Genomic DNA, 16,552 nt, shown 5'->3' on the forward strand with positions numbered 1-16,552 from the left:
TTGTCACTGCTCTCTTTGGACATCCACTGATACTCTATTAATCTTGTACAGGCTAACATCCCCACCCTCTGCTTTGCTTGGGTCAAAAAGGGCTAAGTTCATTCCGTCGCTTACTGAACTTCGGTAGATTACCCCGTCGTATCCGCTTTTCTTAATGAACTCACATAGATACTGACTTGGTACATAGTCAATCGCTGCACCTTGAGGTAGAACTGGCCTGGTAAGTTCCTCCCCCAAACGCTCGAGAAACGGAATGTCGGCACGCAGTTGCCCGATTGCACTTGCGTCACCCAGCAAAAATGGCGATACCAGCTTTCGTGGGTTTCTAAGGTCTACTGCTCGGAGGGGAGCGGTAATTTTGAATTCAGCTACGCATGCAACTTCGCCAGTGTGAGGACGGACTTCCGAGGCTGCTGTGTCCGGCTGTGAGCCAACATACAAATATGGAATTCCAGGAGGGTTCGCTCGGCCATGGGAAGCTAGACGATTCGGTGGAGGCCCCATATCTTTGATATCATAATTTTTTTCGCCAGTACGAATCCTAGCTCTGTACCATAGTTGTGGTAAGTCATCAGCAGGCAGGTGAGCCAATAGTTCTTTAAGCCGATCAGTATCTAATGGTTCATCAAGGAAATATCGGTTTTTGTACATTAACTCGTCGCGGAAAGTTTCCCATCTAACGAGTACTTCACTTTTATACTTCTCGGACGGAGAAAAGTTCCGACGAACGATATCTCCATCGTCAAGTATTTCACCCAGCAGCTCCTTGGCGTGAGCAGTATCCATCTTTGTGTGCGAAAAAAGCTCCCAGTCTTCTTTCAACCACTCAACTAATAGCTTACCATCTGCATCTGGTTCATATATGCTTATCAATAAGGTGAACCATTCTGCTAGAACTCCTGGTTCCACTAGATTCTGATCGACTGACTCACAAAAATCACATTTCCCAACTGTTTGAGAATTCAGCGGGATGATGCTGTGTCTCAATCCGCGGTCACCAAAACATTCAGGGCAGCAATGGGCTGGCATATTATTCTCAGCTAAAAAATTTGGCTACGGTCTCGATATGATGATTTAGTGAGATTTTCTTTAAATAGCCTAGTCCTGGGAAATGTCCTTTGCTATGCAGCGAACGAAGTTCTTGCAAAGCATTAGTCTCGTATAAATTAGAGGTTCCGGAATTCAGCTTGTCGATTAGCTTGTCAAGCGCTTCAGCAAATTTTCCCGCTGGATCGGTAGGAGTGTCTTGGCTAGTGGATACAAAGTGATATATAAACATTGCATCATCTTGGTCGGGATCAATGAATGTTAAATGGATTGCTACGGCATAAGCTGGCCCGCCGGACTCCGAGTAGTCATCTCCAACGATCGAAAAATCTCCGAAAGCGTTCATGCCTTCATCTTGGAAGGTCACGTTAAGGTCTGAAAATAGTTCTACCGGTGGATAGTCTCTATTTCGACGACGCTTGAAACCATCTCGGAGAAGAATACGTTCACTTCCGCTGAAATGTTTCCGATATGTTTTGGGGCAGAAGTTCTCATTGAAAATATGTCGCGCTGTGAGAGTCTCTCCCAGCTCGTGCGCCAACTCCTTTCCGTGCGTGAATCCAGCGTGGATAAAGTTTAATTGGTGTTGGTGATGACGCTCGCAAAGCTGCATCGCCTCAGCTATCCCCATATCTTGACGGAGTAGAATCCCCGCTCCAATTGATGGGTTATCGATATATCCTCGTACAAATTCAGTTATGCCTGCCCCATTCTCCCGGTGATCACCATGATAGGGATTGACGATCACTATTGCTTTGCCCTTCGCTTCGCATACAGCTTTTATAGCTCTGTCTAAACCACTTAGCGCCTCTCGGACTGGCTCGACTATGGGTGCAAAATTTGAAGCAGCCATAAGAGGTGCATTTTCACGAATAGAAATTAGTTCGAACTGTTTTCCACGAAAATATGGGTAGTACATTCAGATTATTTCCAGTCCATGGCTTGAGCTAGAGGAAGATTTACTGCGTTGATAAAGCGCTGCTGTTGATCTTTGCTCCGTAGCTGTACTGATAGAGCTATTGGGCGCAGTGATAGAGGCAACTGCTGAATAAATCCACTAAGAGGAGCGAGGCTACGCGTCTGTTTCAGGGTGCTGACCATAGCCTTATGAACTTCTGCTGGTGCGAGTTGTGCGTAAAAGTCACGCATTGCACTGCGTAAAATGGTATTTGGTACGTCAGGAACTACCAATCCAAGGTCGTTTAAAATAGAGCGAGCTTCATCGGAACGCAGAGATTCGAAGATTGTGACAGGACATACACTCTCCGACTTATCAACTGCTACGCGAACTTTTGAAATCTGGTTTCTGCGATTTAGGCACATCACTCCGATATCGGGAGGTGTATTGTCCAACACGCTGTTTACATGCGCTTCACCTGCGATAACATATATCTTGGCAAAGACTTTCCGATAATTTTTGATCTGATTTTCTAGGCGTGCGAGCGAATCTCGTTCAGATTTGATCTCATAGACAGTTGCTGTTCCGTTTAGAATAGCCAAATCGGCTTTGCAGGCACCAGCACGAAACTCTGTCAACATGCTTGCACTATTTAAGGAGTGAGTACCGAGCAAGACGTTCTGTGTTAATGCTGCACGATAGACATACTCGTCGCGACACCCAGACCTCCGGAGAATCGCAAAGGCTGCATCGAAGCCATCAGCCACCGTGTGGTGTGACACCAAGTCAATGCCCGTTTGCGAAAATAGCCGAGAAAACAGCGCCGACTGCCCTTTCCGCGAAATTTCCCGGAAAACACCTGGGGAAAACAGCCGTGAAAGCGCTGAGAGTTGTGATGCATTAGGTGACACGATGCCTCCGCAGACCGCTTGCCTAGGATTTCAAAGCGGTAAGCAATTCTAGACCATTCACACGCAGCGGGGAATTTCTGAGTCGATCTGCACAGGCAGTCTGTGCCGATTGGACCTCGTAATGCTCCGTGAGTCTTGGCTTACGGCGGCTACCGCTGGGTGTTGGGTCCGAGGAGGTGCCCGGTTCGGTTCGGCCGGCGGCGAAAGCGCGGATGAACCTAGGTCTAGGTCAGGCTAGGTCACTTGAGGCTCCATCGCTCCAAGCTCGCACGAATGGCTGAGCTAACCAGGTCAGTGTGCTTGTCGATGATCCGGCTTAGTGCCTCGATTCTCTGAACAGTGACGGGTTCGTAATTCCCCTCATTCAATCGCCGGGCAATCTGGTTAAGGTTGCGGCCTAAGGCCAACAACTGATAATTGGACTCACCTAGTGCGTCAATTTCAGACATCCCAAACTGTGGTTCGTGCGTAAGTCCAGCGCGGATGGCATCAATAATCCAGCGACGCATTGAGCATCGCTCAATATGCGCCCGCTCTTTTATTGATTTCTTCTCGGAAGTGGTCAGCAGGATTTCAAAGCGCTGTTTTGTTTCTTGCTCGTTCTCGATCTGGCGATAGGTTTTAGGTGCAAGAGGCTCATCAACAGCCTTAAGTTGTCGCTCGACAGCCTCTCTGATCGCGGAGCTAGGGGCTCGGCCTAGCTCTTCGCAATAGTTTTCCCAGCGACTTTTCAGCTCAGGTCCTAGACGGACACTCAGAATCGGTGATCTTTTCTCAGTATTCATAGCATGAGCCCTGTCTGTGCTAGCAAACAAAGTGACATCCGTGATGTATGACGTTTTACCGGCGGTTAGCCTATCCTGCAGTAGTACTTCATAGCAATCGGGATTTCGTCATGACGAAGAATTGGGACGTATGGCGCTTTTATATATTGATCCAAAGTGAGATAATATGTATCGCCAAAGTGTAGTGCTTTGGTTAATTCTGTGAACGCTGTAACCGCCTCGCTGATGCTTATTGCATTATGGGCGCGGCCCCTAAAAGACAGGGCCTACACCGGGTAAGACTGGCGCATAGTCACCCCAAGAACGATACAACCGTGCCGGGTGCGATTCCTGAACAGATCGACAGGCCGGACAGACGGCCCAGCGTTCCCCATTTCTAATGGAGAGGTGACTATGGATCTGTTCAAGCATCTCGCCTTCAAAGGCGTCCGACCATCTAGTTTCGCGACAACACTCGCTTTGATGCTGGGCTCGCAGCAGGGATTCGCGCAAATCCCCGTAACCGTTACTACCCAAGTGACGGATTCCCCTGTGACAGTCGCAGAGTTCGCTGCTAACACGACTCGCTGGGCCCAACAGGTTCAGCAGATGACATCTCAGATTGATCAGATGAAGCAGCAGTACGGCGCGCTCACGGGGTCACGTGGTCTCGGTCGAGTATTCGATGACCCGCAGCTGCGAGAGTATCTGCCCCAAGACTGGCAGGCTGTGTATGACGCAGTGAAGCGTGGAGGCTATTCAGGCCTAAATAGCCGTGCTGGTTCGATCTATGCGGACAACAAGGTGTTCGATGCCTGCGAAAGCCTGGTTCAGAATCAGCAGCGCGATGCTTGCCGAGCACAGGCGGTGAAGCCGTCACAGGATAAAGCGTTTGCTCTGGAGGCCTATGACCAGGCCGAAGCCCGACTGCGCCAAATTGACCAGCTCATGGGGCAGATCAATCAAACGCAAGATCCCAAAGGGATCGCAGAGCTGCAGGGTCGCATCGCTGCAGAGCAAGCGATGATCCAGAACGAGCAGACCAAATTGCAGATGTTCCAAATGGTCGCTGAGGCCGAGGGCAAGATTCAGGAGCAGCGGCAACGGGAACTGAATGCCCAGGTGCTCGACAAGAGAGGCTACAAGAATCGCGAATTGCTGAACCTGGGGGGCAACTGAAATGATCTCGTACGCTCATATCCTCCCCTTGGTCGTGTGCTTCTTCATCCTCACTTCCTTACGGCGATTCTGGATTTGCATTGGCCGGTTCGGAGCTTTGAAAGAGGTGTCACGACGTGCACCTGAGTTGATCCAGAGCGATCTCCTGGCGGCGTCGGCCGCGATCATGCCTTTTGTACTGGCGCCTGCCGATTGGTTGCAGATAGTGCCGCCCCGAGCAACTGGGCCAATCTCCTCAACACTCGCCGTTTTGATCTCGTTCGCATGTGCGCTGGGTTCGTCGCTATTGATTTCGAGGTCCGAATATCGCATCGCGGGTAGTTGGGCAGGGACAAGGGAAAGCGCGTTGAGAACGCTTGCAGCACTTCAGATTATCAACGCTGCTGAGCTAGCCTATTCGCTGAAATTTGCTGGGGAATTCCGCACGGAGGTGGAGCATGTGCTGCCTCGTGAAGTGAATGAGGCGGATCAGAATCGGGAGGGCCGGAAATGACTGCCTCTCGTTTCCCAATTGTTGTTTTGTTTCTGCTCACGGGCTGCGGGGCGGATGAACCGATCCATTCTGTCGATTGGTACAAAGCCCACAGCTCGGAAAGGGATATCCGAATATCGGAGTGCGAGCGACAGGCCGGGACTCTGGCCCTTACGCCGAACTGCGTTAATGCCAAGCAGGCCAGGAATGAGCAGCAGCTTGATCAGCGCGGCTATCGGAAGCGCGAAATGCTGAATTTGGAGGGGCAATGACCATGGAGTCCAATTTTTACGAATGGGTAGGTGGCTCAATCGACTCGGTCTTGAACGTCTACGTGCAACTCATGGCACATAGTGTCATTGATAACTCCTCGGGCTTGTTCGTTGCTGGCGGCGGCCTTTTCTTCATGATCCTGGGCCTTCTGTCCGTCGGTGGCTTTATCGAGCATCCTCTCCCGCATGTCTTCAAGCTCATGTTGAAATGGGTATTCATCGGCGCATTGGCACTCAATGCTGATACGTACCTTGGTTGGGTCGTGGAAGCGATTCGCGGCCTGGAGGTTGGCTTGGCAGATGCGTTCTCGCCAAATGGTAAAGGTGTGGCTGCCACATCGGTGTATCAGGTGATTGATAGAGCCATGACCGATGGATTTGATATCGCTTCCGATCTGATTGCTCGCGCCGGACGTCGTGGCATGACCGAGATAGGCATGATTCTTTATGACTGGCTTATTGCAGGAACGATGATCATCGCAACATTTCTGATTACGCTGCCCGCTGGAGCGATGATCATCACGGCCAAGGTGCTGTTGGCGTGTTTGCTGGGGTGCGGACCCCTTTTCATCGCACTGCTGCTGTTTGGGCAGATGACCAGCAAGTGGTTCGATCAATGGTTCGCCCAGGTGATGACCTACATCATTCAATGCGCAGCGATCACGTCAGTGCTTACGCTGGGGATGAAGTTCTTTTCGACAATGCTGGCCGATGTGCAGCCCACTGCTGGAAACGGCCCAGCGACCGACATGCTGGAGATCCTCGCGTTGAGTGGGATCGTGCTCTATATGGTTTATCAGGCTTACTCATTGGGAGGTCAGCTTGCAGGTGGTCTGTCGTCCAGTGCGATCACATTGCGGCAGATGACTCAGGCTGCGTTAAACCCAGCCAAGGCGGTCTTCAACACCGTTAACCCGATGTCAACGCGCCGAGACCTGCAGTCGGGCATGATGACCACTGCAAGAGGTTTGAATCATGTGATCGCAGGGAACAGCGTTTGGAATCCCGCCTATCGGCAGCATGTCATGCAGAACCTGGGCAAGAACTGGGGTAGGGCGCGGGGAGGGAAGGTCGGCAGTTAGTGGTTTATTGGTGCCATGGAGCATGCTGCGCGCCCTGACGGGCTTACCCAAAGGGGCTCTGCCCCTCTGGACTTCCCGCCCTCGCCGGTAGCAGGGGCCGCTGGGAAAGGCGCCCAGCAGCCCCCGCATCTAGGATTAGAGGTGCATAGCGTCAAGGGTTCGCTTCGCCGTCATCCTCGCCCGGTCCCGTTTCACGGGCTGCGGCCTCCGGTGCCGCCCTTGACCCTCGTTTATCTGCTCAGCGCTGAAATTGTCTTGTTTTAGTCACCGACACGAGGGGAAAGCCCGTGAACATTACGGAGAGCATCATCATCACGAATGCTGAGCGGGAGCGGCGTCGGAAGGCTGTCCAGTATGCTTGCGTGTCAATCGGGCTTGAGGGCTTTGTATTGAGCACTGAAGAAAAGCGACGCGCTCAAGCTTTTGTGGACGGGAAGCTCACGTTGAGCGAATTTGTTTCAGCCAGCATCCACGAATAGCTGGAAGCTGGGTCAAGGGCATCACCGCAAGCCGCAGCGGAGCGCAGCCCGGAGGGCGAGCACCGAACGGGTGAGGATGATGGGCGTAGCCGTACCCTTGATGCAGCTGTAAGCGACCAAGCCTAGCGACAGGGGAAGGAACAAGGCGAAGCCGCCGGACCTGCCCCTGCCGCCCGTCCGGCAAGGATAGGACGCGGGATGCAACCGAAGGGGTTGCCCAAGCGAAGCGCGGAGTGCTGGGTTTTGTGTTCGTTGGCTACCACACGGGATAGTTGCAATCCCTTGCCTTCTGATTCTTTTAAGACCTACTGGTTAAGGTCCGACACCTACGAAACTGCTTACCGACACTTAACGGTAACTGCTCAGAGAGGCCTGACCACGTACCTGTGGATAACTTCGAAATCGGGTGGGTTATGGGGATAGCCAGATGAGGGGAGGGGGGTGGCTTCGGCCGGCGAATGCTATTTTCAGGCTGTTTATGGCGTCTTTGGCGCCTTGCGAGCGTGGGGAGGCCTGCCGTTAGGGCTAAGCGGTGAATCGTCCTGCTTTGGCTGTCTTGGCTGTGTAGCGTTGCCTGAGTATCTGGTCAGCTTCGGCGTTTACCTCTGCTGCTGTCTTACCTGGGTTCGCTCTCAAGATCGCTATCGCCAGTTCGGTGCGCGCTAGGGCATATGTTTGAGCGTCAGCATCCGCTGGTATCCGCTGGGGGATTTGTGGCGATCTGAAGGCCGCTGCAAGCCCCGTGGTGCTCTCGGCTACCGTTAGCTTATGGTGGTCACTTGCTGATGTCGTCAAACGCTTCGGGGCTTTGATACTCCCGATTACCAGCCTGTTGCGGGCCCAGCTGGTCATGGTGCCGCCTGCCTTCTTAATCTTCTTGGCCAGCCGGTCTTTGGCGCGCTCCGTTTCCCTCTCTAAGCGCTTACCAAGGCCAAAGGCAGTGAATAACATCTTGTTCACCGCCTTTACTGCCGCCAGGCCGCGATAAGTGCCGTCTTCATTCAGCTTTCTCGGCTGGCTGCAGGTGATAAGGTTCGCACGCTTCAAGTCGGCCATGGCGCGTTCTGCGCGGCGCATGTGGAGGCCTGTGTATTCGACTAGATAGTCTAGGGTCAGTGACATAAAACCTTGCTTCGTTGGCACGCCGCAGCGTAGCGACACAAGGTCTGTATAAGAAACGATGACTGCCAGCATCAGAAGACAAGCTTCGCGGCGTTCGCTGCGCTGCTGACGACCTCCGAGGCCGGGGTTTGCGTTGCGGAGTGAGGGCAGGACGGCGGGTTTGTCGTAGTAGCGTTTAACCCGCTCTTTGAGTTCGGTCAAAATGCCGGGCAGGGCTTTTCCAGGGCTCACAACATCCTTCAGCAGCTCCAGGCGCGGGTGTTCCGGCGAGTGGCCGCAGTAGTTACCACCGCGATTCACACGATGGGTGTGGGGCCTGCTGCGTCTTCCTGGTTGAGCTACGGAGATTGAACCCATAATCCCGCCATTCGGCGGTGAGTGATAAAAGCCACGTTCTTCGACTTGTGCGAAGCCGAAGCGATAGCCATAATCGGCTCACCTTCTCATGTAAATCGAATAGGTTTACGAACAGGTTTCTACCGTCGAAAGAGAAAACTTGTTCTGAAAGGTCCGAGGAGCCCGGTTGCCACACCGGGCTTTTTGGTATTTGCTATGTGGTCGCTGTAGTTTGGATTAACGGCATGTCTAATATCAGGAAGAGCTTCATACCGTTCGATTAGTGATAGTAATTTGGTGTAATTTCGGCCGCTGGGCCTAGTGTGTTCACTAACCGAGAGCTTTGCCCTGCCCCGGTCCAAAGCGTCGGTCATTCCAGATTCCCATCTAAGCCTAGGGCGTCGTTTACTTGAATTGTGCGGAAAAACACTCGGCGTCCAATACGGACTACCGTTGGCTTCAATTTTCGCGACAGATCGGAATCAGTGTACATGGCGACTCTAACCCCTTCTGGAGAGCGTCCCAGTATCGCAGCGATGTCTACGATGCTCATAAGCGGACCAAAGCGCCCAAGCAAATACTGTTCGGTCGTCATGTCAATCAACCATAGTTGCCAATAGTTAGGCGTATCTTTGGGGGCTTACAGGAAATCGTCAAATGGCTACGCCTTGGTTTTCGACCAAGGCGCATGAGTTTGGATTGTTGGGTTTACTTATCTGTATTTGCCAAATTATGTAACTCTGGTAGCGGGTGCATCTGAGATAGCCAATGATTACAGGGGGTGGGTCGATATCTATCGCTGGAGCAAAATTGATAGAAATTATTTTTTATTTATTTTTCTGACTTTCAAGCTATCAAGCCTCACCACAAGATCTTCCGCACGAAGATGCGTATATCGCTTCAACATTTGCATTGATTTATGGCCGCTGATGCTAGAAACCTCTTGGTCTGAAAGCCCACCTTCCACCAATCGACTGACTGCTTCATGGCGAAGGTCATGGAAGCGGAAATCTGGCATGCCCAGCTTAGATTTGAGCAACCCCCAGATTTTCGTGAATGCATAGGGGCGTCGTTTTCCGTCTTTTCCGGGTTCGCCAAAGAAGATCAGATCACAATCGATGGGTCGCACAGGGTTTTGAAGCGCTGCTTGGAATGCGGCAGCAGCGAGCTTGCTCAGTGGGACTGTCCGGGCGCTATCGTTCTTCGTTGTCACAAGGCGCGCAACGCGCTTTTTGACATCGACCTGATGCCGACGTAGCCCTGTGATTTCGGATGATCGCATACCGGTCTCCAAAGCGATGCTGACGATCCACCCGAGCATAGGGTTGCTGTGCTTGTTTACAGCTGTCAGTAAGCGACGCTCCTCGTCTGCCGTGAGGCGACGATTTCGGCCCTCCCCTGGGCTCGGCTTCCGAATGTTTAGCACTGGGTTGAATGTGAGCCCAAGGCCCCATTCCTGAATGGCTACCGTGAACAGATGGCTGAGCAAAGCCAACTCCAGCCGAACGGTATTGTTGCTCACTGGTTTACCGCGGCTGGTCAACGAACCAAGTCGAGTATCGCGATAGTTCGCAATCACCTCCGACGACAGGGCTGCCAGCGAGTATTTTCCCAGGTGCTTGATCAACTGCTGAGCCTTGGTCGCCTCGGCCTTCTGCGTGGTGGGCTTCTTGGTAGGGCTGACTTCGCGCAGATATCGCTGCAGCGCATTTTCGAGTGTCAGTCGCTCGGACCCGCTGCGCTGGATATACACACCCCGCACCATTTCATCTTCGGTGCGTCGTGACCAATCTTCGGCGTCGCGTTTGGTGCGGAAGGTTTTGGCGTTGGTCGGCCATCCGGTCTTGCGGATGACGGCCTTCCAGGTGCCGGCAGGGGTTTTGACGATTGTGGCCATCTGAAGGACTCCAAAGGCGTGCAAGCGAAGCCGCACTGTACCTAATTTGTACCTTCGGACCATAGGACTGATCCGGCTGCCACAAACCCAAAAAGCCGAAAGCCGCGTAGTACGCGGCTTCAAGGTTGGTGGGCCCACACGGACTCGAACCGTGGACCAAAGGATTATGAGTCCTCTGCTCTAACCAACTGAGCTATAGGCCCTCAGTAAGTGGCCGGATTATAACGAGGGTTTCGCACCTGTGCCATCTGAAAGATCCGATAGTGCTATGCGAAGAAACGTTGCCGCGAACTCGCCTGGCGGCAGCGGCAGGCTGACGATGTAGCCCTGGATCTGCTCGCAGCCCTCGGCCGCCAGGAAGCGTTGCTGAGCCTGGTTTTCCACGCCCTCGGCAATGATGGTCAGTTGCATGCTGCGGCCCAGGGCAATGATCGCACGGGCGATGGCGGCGTCGTGGGGGTCGTCGGGCAGGCCGCGGATGAACGACTTGTCGATCTTGAGAATGTCCAGCGGCAGGCGCTTGAGATAGCTGAGCGATGAATAGCCGGTGCCAAAGTCGTCGATGGCCAGCTGCACGCCCAGTTTTTTCAGCTGGTACAGCACGGCCAGTGCTTCTTCCGCCTGGCTCATGATGAAGTTTTCGGTGATCTCCAGTTGCAGGTCACCCGCCTTGAGCTGGTAGTGCTTGAGCAACTGTTCGATGCGCCGGGCCAGGTGTGGCTGGCGTAGCTGGGCGCCGGCGAGGTTGATCGACAATGGGCCGAAGGGTTCGTAGTGCTGCTTCCAGGCCTGCATCTGCCGGCAGGCTTGTTCCAGTACCCAGTCGCCGAGCTGGAGGATGGTGCCGTTCTCTTCTGCCAGGTGGATGAAGTGCTCTGGCGGCACTTCACCAAAGGTCGGGTGGCTCCAGCGGATCAGCGCCTCGGCGCCTACCAGGTTCTGGGTCTTGAGGCTGAGCTTGGGCTGGAAGCACAGGCTCATTTCGTTGCGTTCGACGGCTCGGCGCAGCTCGTGCTCCAGGGCGATGCGCTCGCTGGCCTGGGCGGTCAGGTCGCGGGTGTAGGCCTCGACGCGGTTGCGGCCCTTGGCTTTGGAGCGGTACATGGCAGCGTCGGCGTTGCGGATCAGCGTGGCCACGTCGGTGCCGTCCTGCGGATACAGGCTGATGCCGATGCTGGCGCTGGTGAAGAACTCGTGCTCACCAGCCTGGAACGGGGCGACAAAGCAGGCCAGCAGCTTGTTGGCGATGGTGCTGGCGTCACTGGGCTTGTGCAGGCCGGGCAGCAGGATGATGAACTCGTCGCCGCCCAGGCGGGCCACGGTGTCGACGTCCCGCACCTGTTCTTTCAGGCGCTGGGCGATGCCTTTGAGCAGCAGGTCGCCGACCGGGTGGCCAAGGCTGTCGTTGATGTGCTTGAAGCGGTCGAGGTCAAGGAACAGCACCGCGCCCTGGCGGTTGGACACCTGGGCGCAAGTGAGCACGGCCTGCAGGCGGTTCTCGAACAAGGCACGGTTCGGCAGGCCGGTCAGCGGGTCGTGGTGGGCCTGGTAGTCGAGCTTGGCCTGGGCGTGCTTGAGGCTGGAAATATCGGCGAACACGGCAACGAAGTGGGTGATCTCGCGTTCGTTGTTGCGCACCGCACTGATGGTCAGCCAGCTGGGGTACAGTTCGCCGTTCTTGCGCTTGTTGTAGATCTCACCTTGCCAGTGGCCCTCGGCAGTAAGCTGGTGCCACATGGCGGCATAGAAGGCGCTGTCGTGCTGGCCGGAGGCGAGCAGGCGCGGGGTCTGGCCGAGGGCTTCGATCTCGCTGTAGCCGGTTATTTCGCTGAAGGCGCGGTTGACGGCACTGATGCGTTGGTCGATGTCGGTGATCAGCACGCCTTCGGCAGTGTTCTCGAACACGGTGGCGGCCAGCTGCAGTTTTTCCTGCATCAGGTGGCGCTCGGTGATGTCGCGGGCGATGGTCAGCATGCAGTCGACACCGCCAATCGGCAGGGGCCTGGCGGAGAGCTCGCACAGGCGGATCTGCCCGTCGCTGCGGCGGATGTGACAGGTGAAGTCACGCACGAAGCCGTCACGGTTGAGCTGGTCGACCATGCGTTTGCGTTCGTTGAGGTCGACCCAGATACCCAGGTCAAGCGAGGTCTGGTCGATGGTCGGATTGAGGTCGTAGCCGGTCAGGCGGCAGAAGCCTTCGTTCACCTCAAGCAGCAAACCGTCGCTCTGGCGCGACAGCAGCAGGCCGTCGGGCGAGGCGTGGAACGCCTTGGCGAACTTTTCTTCTGAAGTTTGCAGCTGCTGCTGGGTCTCCTTGAGCTGGCTGATGTCGCGCACCGCCACCACCAGTGCCGGGGTGCCGTCGAGTTCGAAGGTTTCGGCCGAGGTGAGGCCGGTGAACAGTTGGCCATTGCTGCGCCGGAAGCTCATTTCCAGGTTGCGGATGCCGCCTTGGTGCAGGCGCTCAAGCAACGGCGGGCCGGAGCCTTCGACACCCCATAGGTGCAGATCCGTAGCGCTGCGGCCAAGCACCTGTCCCGCGGTCAGGCCGATCTGCTCTTCGAAGGCTTCGTTCACCTCAAGCAGGCAGCCGTCGCTGTGGCGGGCGATCAGCAGAATGTCGGGGCACTGTTGGAACACCGAGGCAAACTTTTGTTCGGAAAGGCGCAGGGCGTCCTCGGTGCGCTTGGTTTCGCTGATGTCGATCATCAGCCCGCGCATCACCGGCTGGTGCCCGTGTTCGATCATGCTGACGATATTGCGTACCCACAGGGGCTGGCCGTCGGCCCGGATTACCCGATAGTCCAGGCTATGGTCACGTCCGGCTGCGGTTTCGCTGTCGCAGTAGGCCTGGGCCCAGAGGGCGTCCTCCGGGTGCAGGATGCTGCGCCAGAAGCCCGGCCTGAGCCAGTCGCTCAGCGGGTAGCCAAGCAGGTCTTCGGCATGTGGGGAGACGTAGCTGTAGGTGAAATCGTTGGCATCGGCTTCCCAGGCGATGGCGGACAGGCTCTCGACCAGGCCGCGGTAGTGGTACTCGCTGCTGCGCAGCTCCTGCTCCAGGGCGATACGCCGGGAAATTTCCGAGCTGAGCCGGCGGTTGATACGGATCACCACGGCCAGCACGGCCATCAGCAACAGCACCGTTGGCAGGCCATACACCAGCAGGTCGGACCAGAACATCCGTTGGTCGACCACATTACCCACCCAGCGCTGCTGGATCTGGCTGACTTCGCCGCTGCTCATGTCGGCCATGACTTTATCCAGAATGCCCACCAGCACTTTGTTGTCGCGTGGTGCGGCCATGGCCAACTGGTAGCGGTAGGGCGTTTCGCCACTGACGTAGAGGCCGTCGAGCTTGAGCTGGCGCAGGCTCCAGATGCTTGAAGCGAGGTCGCCGACCACGGCGTCCACCTGATCAGTGGCCAAGGCCTGCAAGGTGGAGCTCACATTGGGCAGCGCCACCAGGTTGAGGTCGGGGTGATGGGTACGCAGCAGTTCGTGCGGGGCGTAGTTTTCGACCACGGCTATCTTCAGGCCGTACAGGTCGTCCAGTTTGCGCGGTTGTGCGCCGCCTTTGTGGGCGAGGATGACGATGGGGAAGTCGAGGTACGGGCGGGTGAAGGCCAGGTAGCCTTGGCGTTCGGGGGTGGACATGATACCGGGCAGCAGGTCGATGCGGTTTTCCCGCGCTTGCGCCAATACCTCGGTCCAGCTGCTGGGCTCGACCGGTTTAAGCGTCACGCCCAGGCGTTGCTGGATCGCGGCGATGTAATCGGCGGCCAATCCCTGGTACCGGCCCTCCTGGTCGCGAAACTCGAACGGTGGCCAAGAGGCGTCTACGCCCAGGCTCAGCTGTTGGTGGGCAGCCAGCCAGGCTTTCTCCTCGTCTGTCAGGGTCAGGGCGCCGGCCGTTGTGTTCCACAAAATCAGGAGCAGCAGCAGAATGGCCGGCATGAGCGGCATAGCGGCCTCGCATTTTTGGGGTCTGACGTCGAGTGTAGACGGGCATTGCGCAAGCGTGGGGTAAGCGAGATACGTGTAGGAGCAGCTTTGTGCTCCGAAAGGGCCGGTATGGGCGGAGGTGTACGGTGACCCGGATGGCCTCTTCGCAGCACAAGGCTGCCCTACAGGGACCGCGAGTGTTTCAAAAGACAGAAAAGAAAAACCCCGGCCTGGGCCGGGGTTTTGTCATCACTCGTCGAGGAAGGAGCGTAGATGCTCGCTGCGAGTCGGGTGGCGCAGTTTGCGCAACGCCTTCGCTTCGATCTGACGGATCCGCTCACGCGTTACGTCAAACTGCTTACCCACCTCTTCGAGGGTGTGGTCGGTGTTCATGTCGATACCGAAGCGCATGCGCAGCACCTTGGCTTCGCGTGCAGTCAGGCCCGAGAGCACGTCACGGGTGGCTTCCTTGAGGCTTTCGACCGTGGCCACGTCGATCGGGGACTGCATGGTCGAGTCCTCGATGAAGTCGCCCAGGTGCGAATCTTCGTCGTCACCGATCGGGGTTTCCATGGAGATCGGCTCTTTGGCGATCTTCAGTACCTTGCGGATCTTGTCCTCAGGCATTTCCATGCGCTCGCCCAGCTCTTCCGGGGTCGGTTCGCGACCCATTTCCTGCAGCATCTGGCGGGAAATACGGTTGAGCTTGTTGATCGTCTCGATCATGTGCACCGGAATACGGATGGTGCGTGCCTGGTCGGCGATCGAACGGGTGATCGCCTGGCGGATCCACCAGGTGGCGTAGGTCGAGAACTTGTAGCCGCGACGGTATTCGAACTTGTCCACCGCTTTCATCAAGCCGATGTTGCCTTCCTGGATCAGGTCGAGGAACTGCAGGCCACGGTTGGTGTACTTCTTGGCGATGGAGATCACCAGACGCAGGTTCGCCTCGACCATTTCTTTCTTGGCGCGACGGGCCTTGGCTTCACCGATCGACATGCGACGGTTGATGTCCTTGATCTCGGCAACGGTCAGGCCGGTTTCGGTCTCAAGGTCGATCAGCTTCTGCTGGCAAGCGACGATGGCGGCGTCCTTTTCACCCAGGGCAGCAGCCCATTTGGTGTTGCGCTTGGCCAGGTCACCGCTCCAGGTCTGGTCGGTTTCGTTGCTCGGGAACATGCGCAGGAAGTCGGCACGCGGCATGCGGGCATCACGCACGCACAGCTGCATGATGGCGCGCTCTTGCTGACGCAGACGGTTCAGGGCATCACGAACACGCTCTACCAGGACCTCGAACTGCTTGGGTACCAGCTTGATCGGCATGAACAGGTCGGCGAGGGCTTGCAGGGCCGCGATGCTTTCCTTGTGGGCACGACCGTGCTTCTTCACAACCTTGAAGGTCGCCTGAAGCTGGTCGGATACCGCACCGAAACGTTGGGCTGCGACTACCGGGTCCGGACCGCTCTCGGTCTCTTCCTCGTCGTCACTGCTCTCGGCTTCTTCCTCTTCGTCGTCAGACTCTTCCTTCGCAGCTGCGGCCTTGGCGCCAGGAATCGGCACCTCTTCGGTCGGCGCGGCGATGTTGTCGTCAGGGTCGATGTAACCGCTGAGCACGTCCGACAGGCGGCCGCCCTCGGTGGTGACGCGGTCATATTCGCCGAGAATGTAATCGACAGTGCCCGGGAAGTGAGCGATGGCGCCCATGACTTCACGGATGCCTTCCTCGATACGCTTGGCGATTTCGATCTCGCCTTCGCGGGTCAGAAGCTCGACGGTACCCATTTCACGCATGTACATGCGCACCGGGTCGGTCGTGCGGCCGATATCGGTTTCAACTGCCGCCAACGCAGCAGCGGCTTCTTCGGCCGCGGCTTCGTCGGTGTCGGCTTCCGCCAACAGAAGGGCATCCGCATCCGGAGCACTCTCGAATACGTTGATCCCCATGTCGTTGATCATGCGGATGATGTCTTCCACCTGTTCAGGATCTGAAATATCCTCAGGCAGGTGGTCGTTGACCTCCGCGTAAGTCAGGTAGCCCTGCTCACGACCGCGGGTGATCAACTCTTTGATACGAGACTGCTGTTGCGCTTTTCCGGACATAACACCCTATCCACTGAAGGTCTTGGCGGGCAAAAAACAAGCCGAGGATTA

General features: G+C 56.0%; 13 protein-coding genes and 1 tRNA gene. 4 read left to right on the forward strand and 10 right to left on the reverse strand.

The window, feature by feature from the left end; genetic code table 11:
• Nucleotides 1-3: 3 nt before the first annotated feature.
• The 4 genes from E8E78_RS02140 to mobC form a co-directional block, all read right to left on the reverse strand.
• The gene (locus E8E78_RS02140) at nucleotides 4-987 is read right to left on the reverse strand and encodes an RES domain-containing protein (RefSeq protein WP_280337080.1); all 984 of its coding nucleotides are present in this window, start codon (nucleotides 985-987) and stop codon (nucleotides 4-6) included.
• 49 nt (nucleotides 988-1,036) lie between these two features.
• Nucleotides 1,037-1,966 (reverse strand): sce7725 family protein, encoded by a 930-nt coding sequence (locus E8E78_RS02145; RefSeq protein ID WP_280337081.1) that lies wholly within the window; start codon nucleotides 1,964-1,966, stop codon nucleotides 1,037-1,039.
• Nucleotides 1,967-1,971: 5 nt separating this feature from the next.
• Nucleotides 1,972-2,856: a sce7726 family protein gene (locus E8E78_RS02150; protein ID WP_280337082.1), complete on the reverse strand. Its 885-nt coding sequence runs from the start codon at nucleotides 2,854-2,856 to the stop codon at nucleotides 1,972-1,974.
• Nucleotides 2,857-3,095: 239 nt separating this feature from the next.
• Nucleotides 3,096-3,641 carry a plasmid mobilization relaxosome protein MobC gene (gene mobC / locus E8E78_RS02155; RefSeq protein WP_280337083.1) on the reverse strand — a complete coding sequence of 182 codons (546 nt, stop codon included), beginning with the start codon at nucleotides 3,639-3,641 and terminating at the stop codon, nucleotides 3,096-3,098.
• Nucleotides 3,642-4,034: 393 nt separating this feature from the next.
• Between mobC and virB5 the strand changes: the two genes are divergently transcribed.
• Genes virB5 through E8E78_RS02175 form a run of 4 tightly spaced genes read left to right on the forward strand, consistent with a single transcriptional unit; the run spans nucleotide 4,035 to nucleotide 6,625 of the window.
• Nucleotides 4,035-4,799: a P-type DNA transfer protein VirB5 gene (virB5, locus tag E8E78_RS02160; RefSeq protein ID WP_280337084.1), complete on the forward strand. Its 765-nt coding sequence runs from the start codon at nucleotides 4,035-4,037 to the stop codon at nucleotides 4,797-4,799.
• Between the two features lies 1 nt (nucleotide 4,800).
• Complete coding sequence (locus E8E78_RS02165; protein ID WP_280337085.1) at nucleotides 4,801-5,292, forward strand: hypothetical protein; 492 nt, start codon at nucleotides 4,801-4,803, stop codon at nucleotides 5,290-5,292.
• Nucleotides 5,289-5,543 carry an EexN family lipoprotein gene (locus tag E8E78_RS02170; protein WP_280337086.1) on the forward strand — a complete coding sequence of 85 codons (255 nt, stop codon included), beginning with the start codon at nucleotides 5,289-5,291 and terminating at the stop codon, nucleotides 5,541-5,543. Before E8E78_RS02165 ends, E8E78_RS02170 begins: the two co-directional genes overlap by 4 nt.
• The gene (locus E8E78_RS02175; protein ID WP_280337087.1) at nucleotides 5,540-6,625 is read left to right on the forward strand and encodes a type IV secretion system protein; all 1,086 of its coding nucleotides are present in this window, start codon (nucleotides 5,540-5,542) and stop codon (nucleotides 6,623-6,625) included. The genes E8E78_RS02170 and E8E78_RS02175 overlap by 4 nt, the downstream gene beginning before the upstream one ends.
• A 1,004-nt stretch (nucleotides 6,626-7,629) precedes the next feature.
• Here E8E78_RS02175 and E8E78_RS02180 read toward each other — a convergent pair.
• From E8E78_RS02180 to rpoD, 6 genes are all read right to left on the reverse strand, one after another.
• A complete protein-coding gene (locus E8E78_RS02180; protein WP_280337088.1) occupies nucleotides 7,630-8,457 on the reverse strand; it encodes a hypothetical protein in 828 nt (275 codons plus the stop codon).
• A gap of 475 nt (nucleotides 8,458-8,932) precedes the next feature.
• Nucleotides 8,933-9,157: a DNA-binding protein gene (locus tag E8E78_RS29065; RefSeq protein ID WP_347176208.1), complete on the reverse strand. Its 225-nt coding sequence runs from the start codon at nucleotides 9,155-9,157 to the stop codon at nucleotides 8,933-8,935.
• Nucleotides 9,158-9,382: 225 nt separating this feature from the next.
• Complete coding sequence (locus tag E8E78_RS02185) at nucleotides 9,383-10,459, reverse strand: site-specific integrase (RefSeq protein ID WP_277686631.1); 1,077 nt, start codon at nucleotides 10,457-10,459, stop codon at nucleotides 9,383-9,385.
• Between the two features lie 126 nt (nucleotides 10,460-10,585).
• Nucleotides 10,586-10,662, reverse strand: a tRNA-Ile gene (locus E8E78_RS02190).
• 16 nt (nucleotides 10,663-10,678) lie between these two features.
• A complete protein-coding gene (locus tag E8E78_RS02195; RefSeq protein WP_049273783.1) occupies nucleotides 10,679-14,422 on the reverse strand; it encodes a bifunctional diguanylate cyclase/phosphodiesterase in 3,744 nt (1,247 codons plus the stop codon).
• 228 nt (nucleotides 14,423-14,650) lie between these two features.
• Nucleotides 14,651-16,501, reverse strand: a complete 1,851-nt coding sequence (gene rpoD / locus E8E78_RS02200; RefSeq protein WP_016497695.1) for an RNA polymerase sigma factor RpoD — start codon at nucleotides 16,499-16,501, stop codon at nucleotides 14,651-14,653.
• Between the last annotated feature and the right edge of the window lie 51 nt (nucleotides 16,502-16,552).

The sequence above is a fragment of the Pseudomonas sp. BN505 genome (assembly GCF_029873175.1).
Lineage (GTDB): Bacteria > Pseudomonadota > Gammaproteobacteria > Pseudomonadales > Pseudomonadaceae > Aquipseudomonas > Aquipseudomonas putida.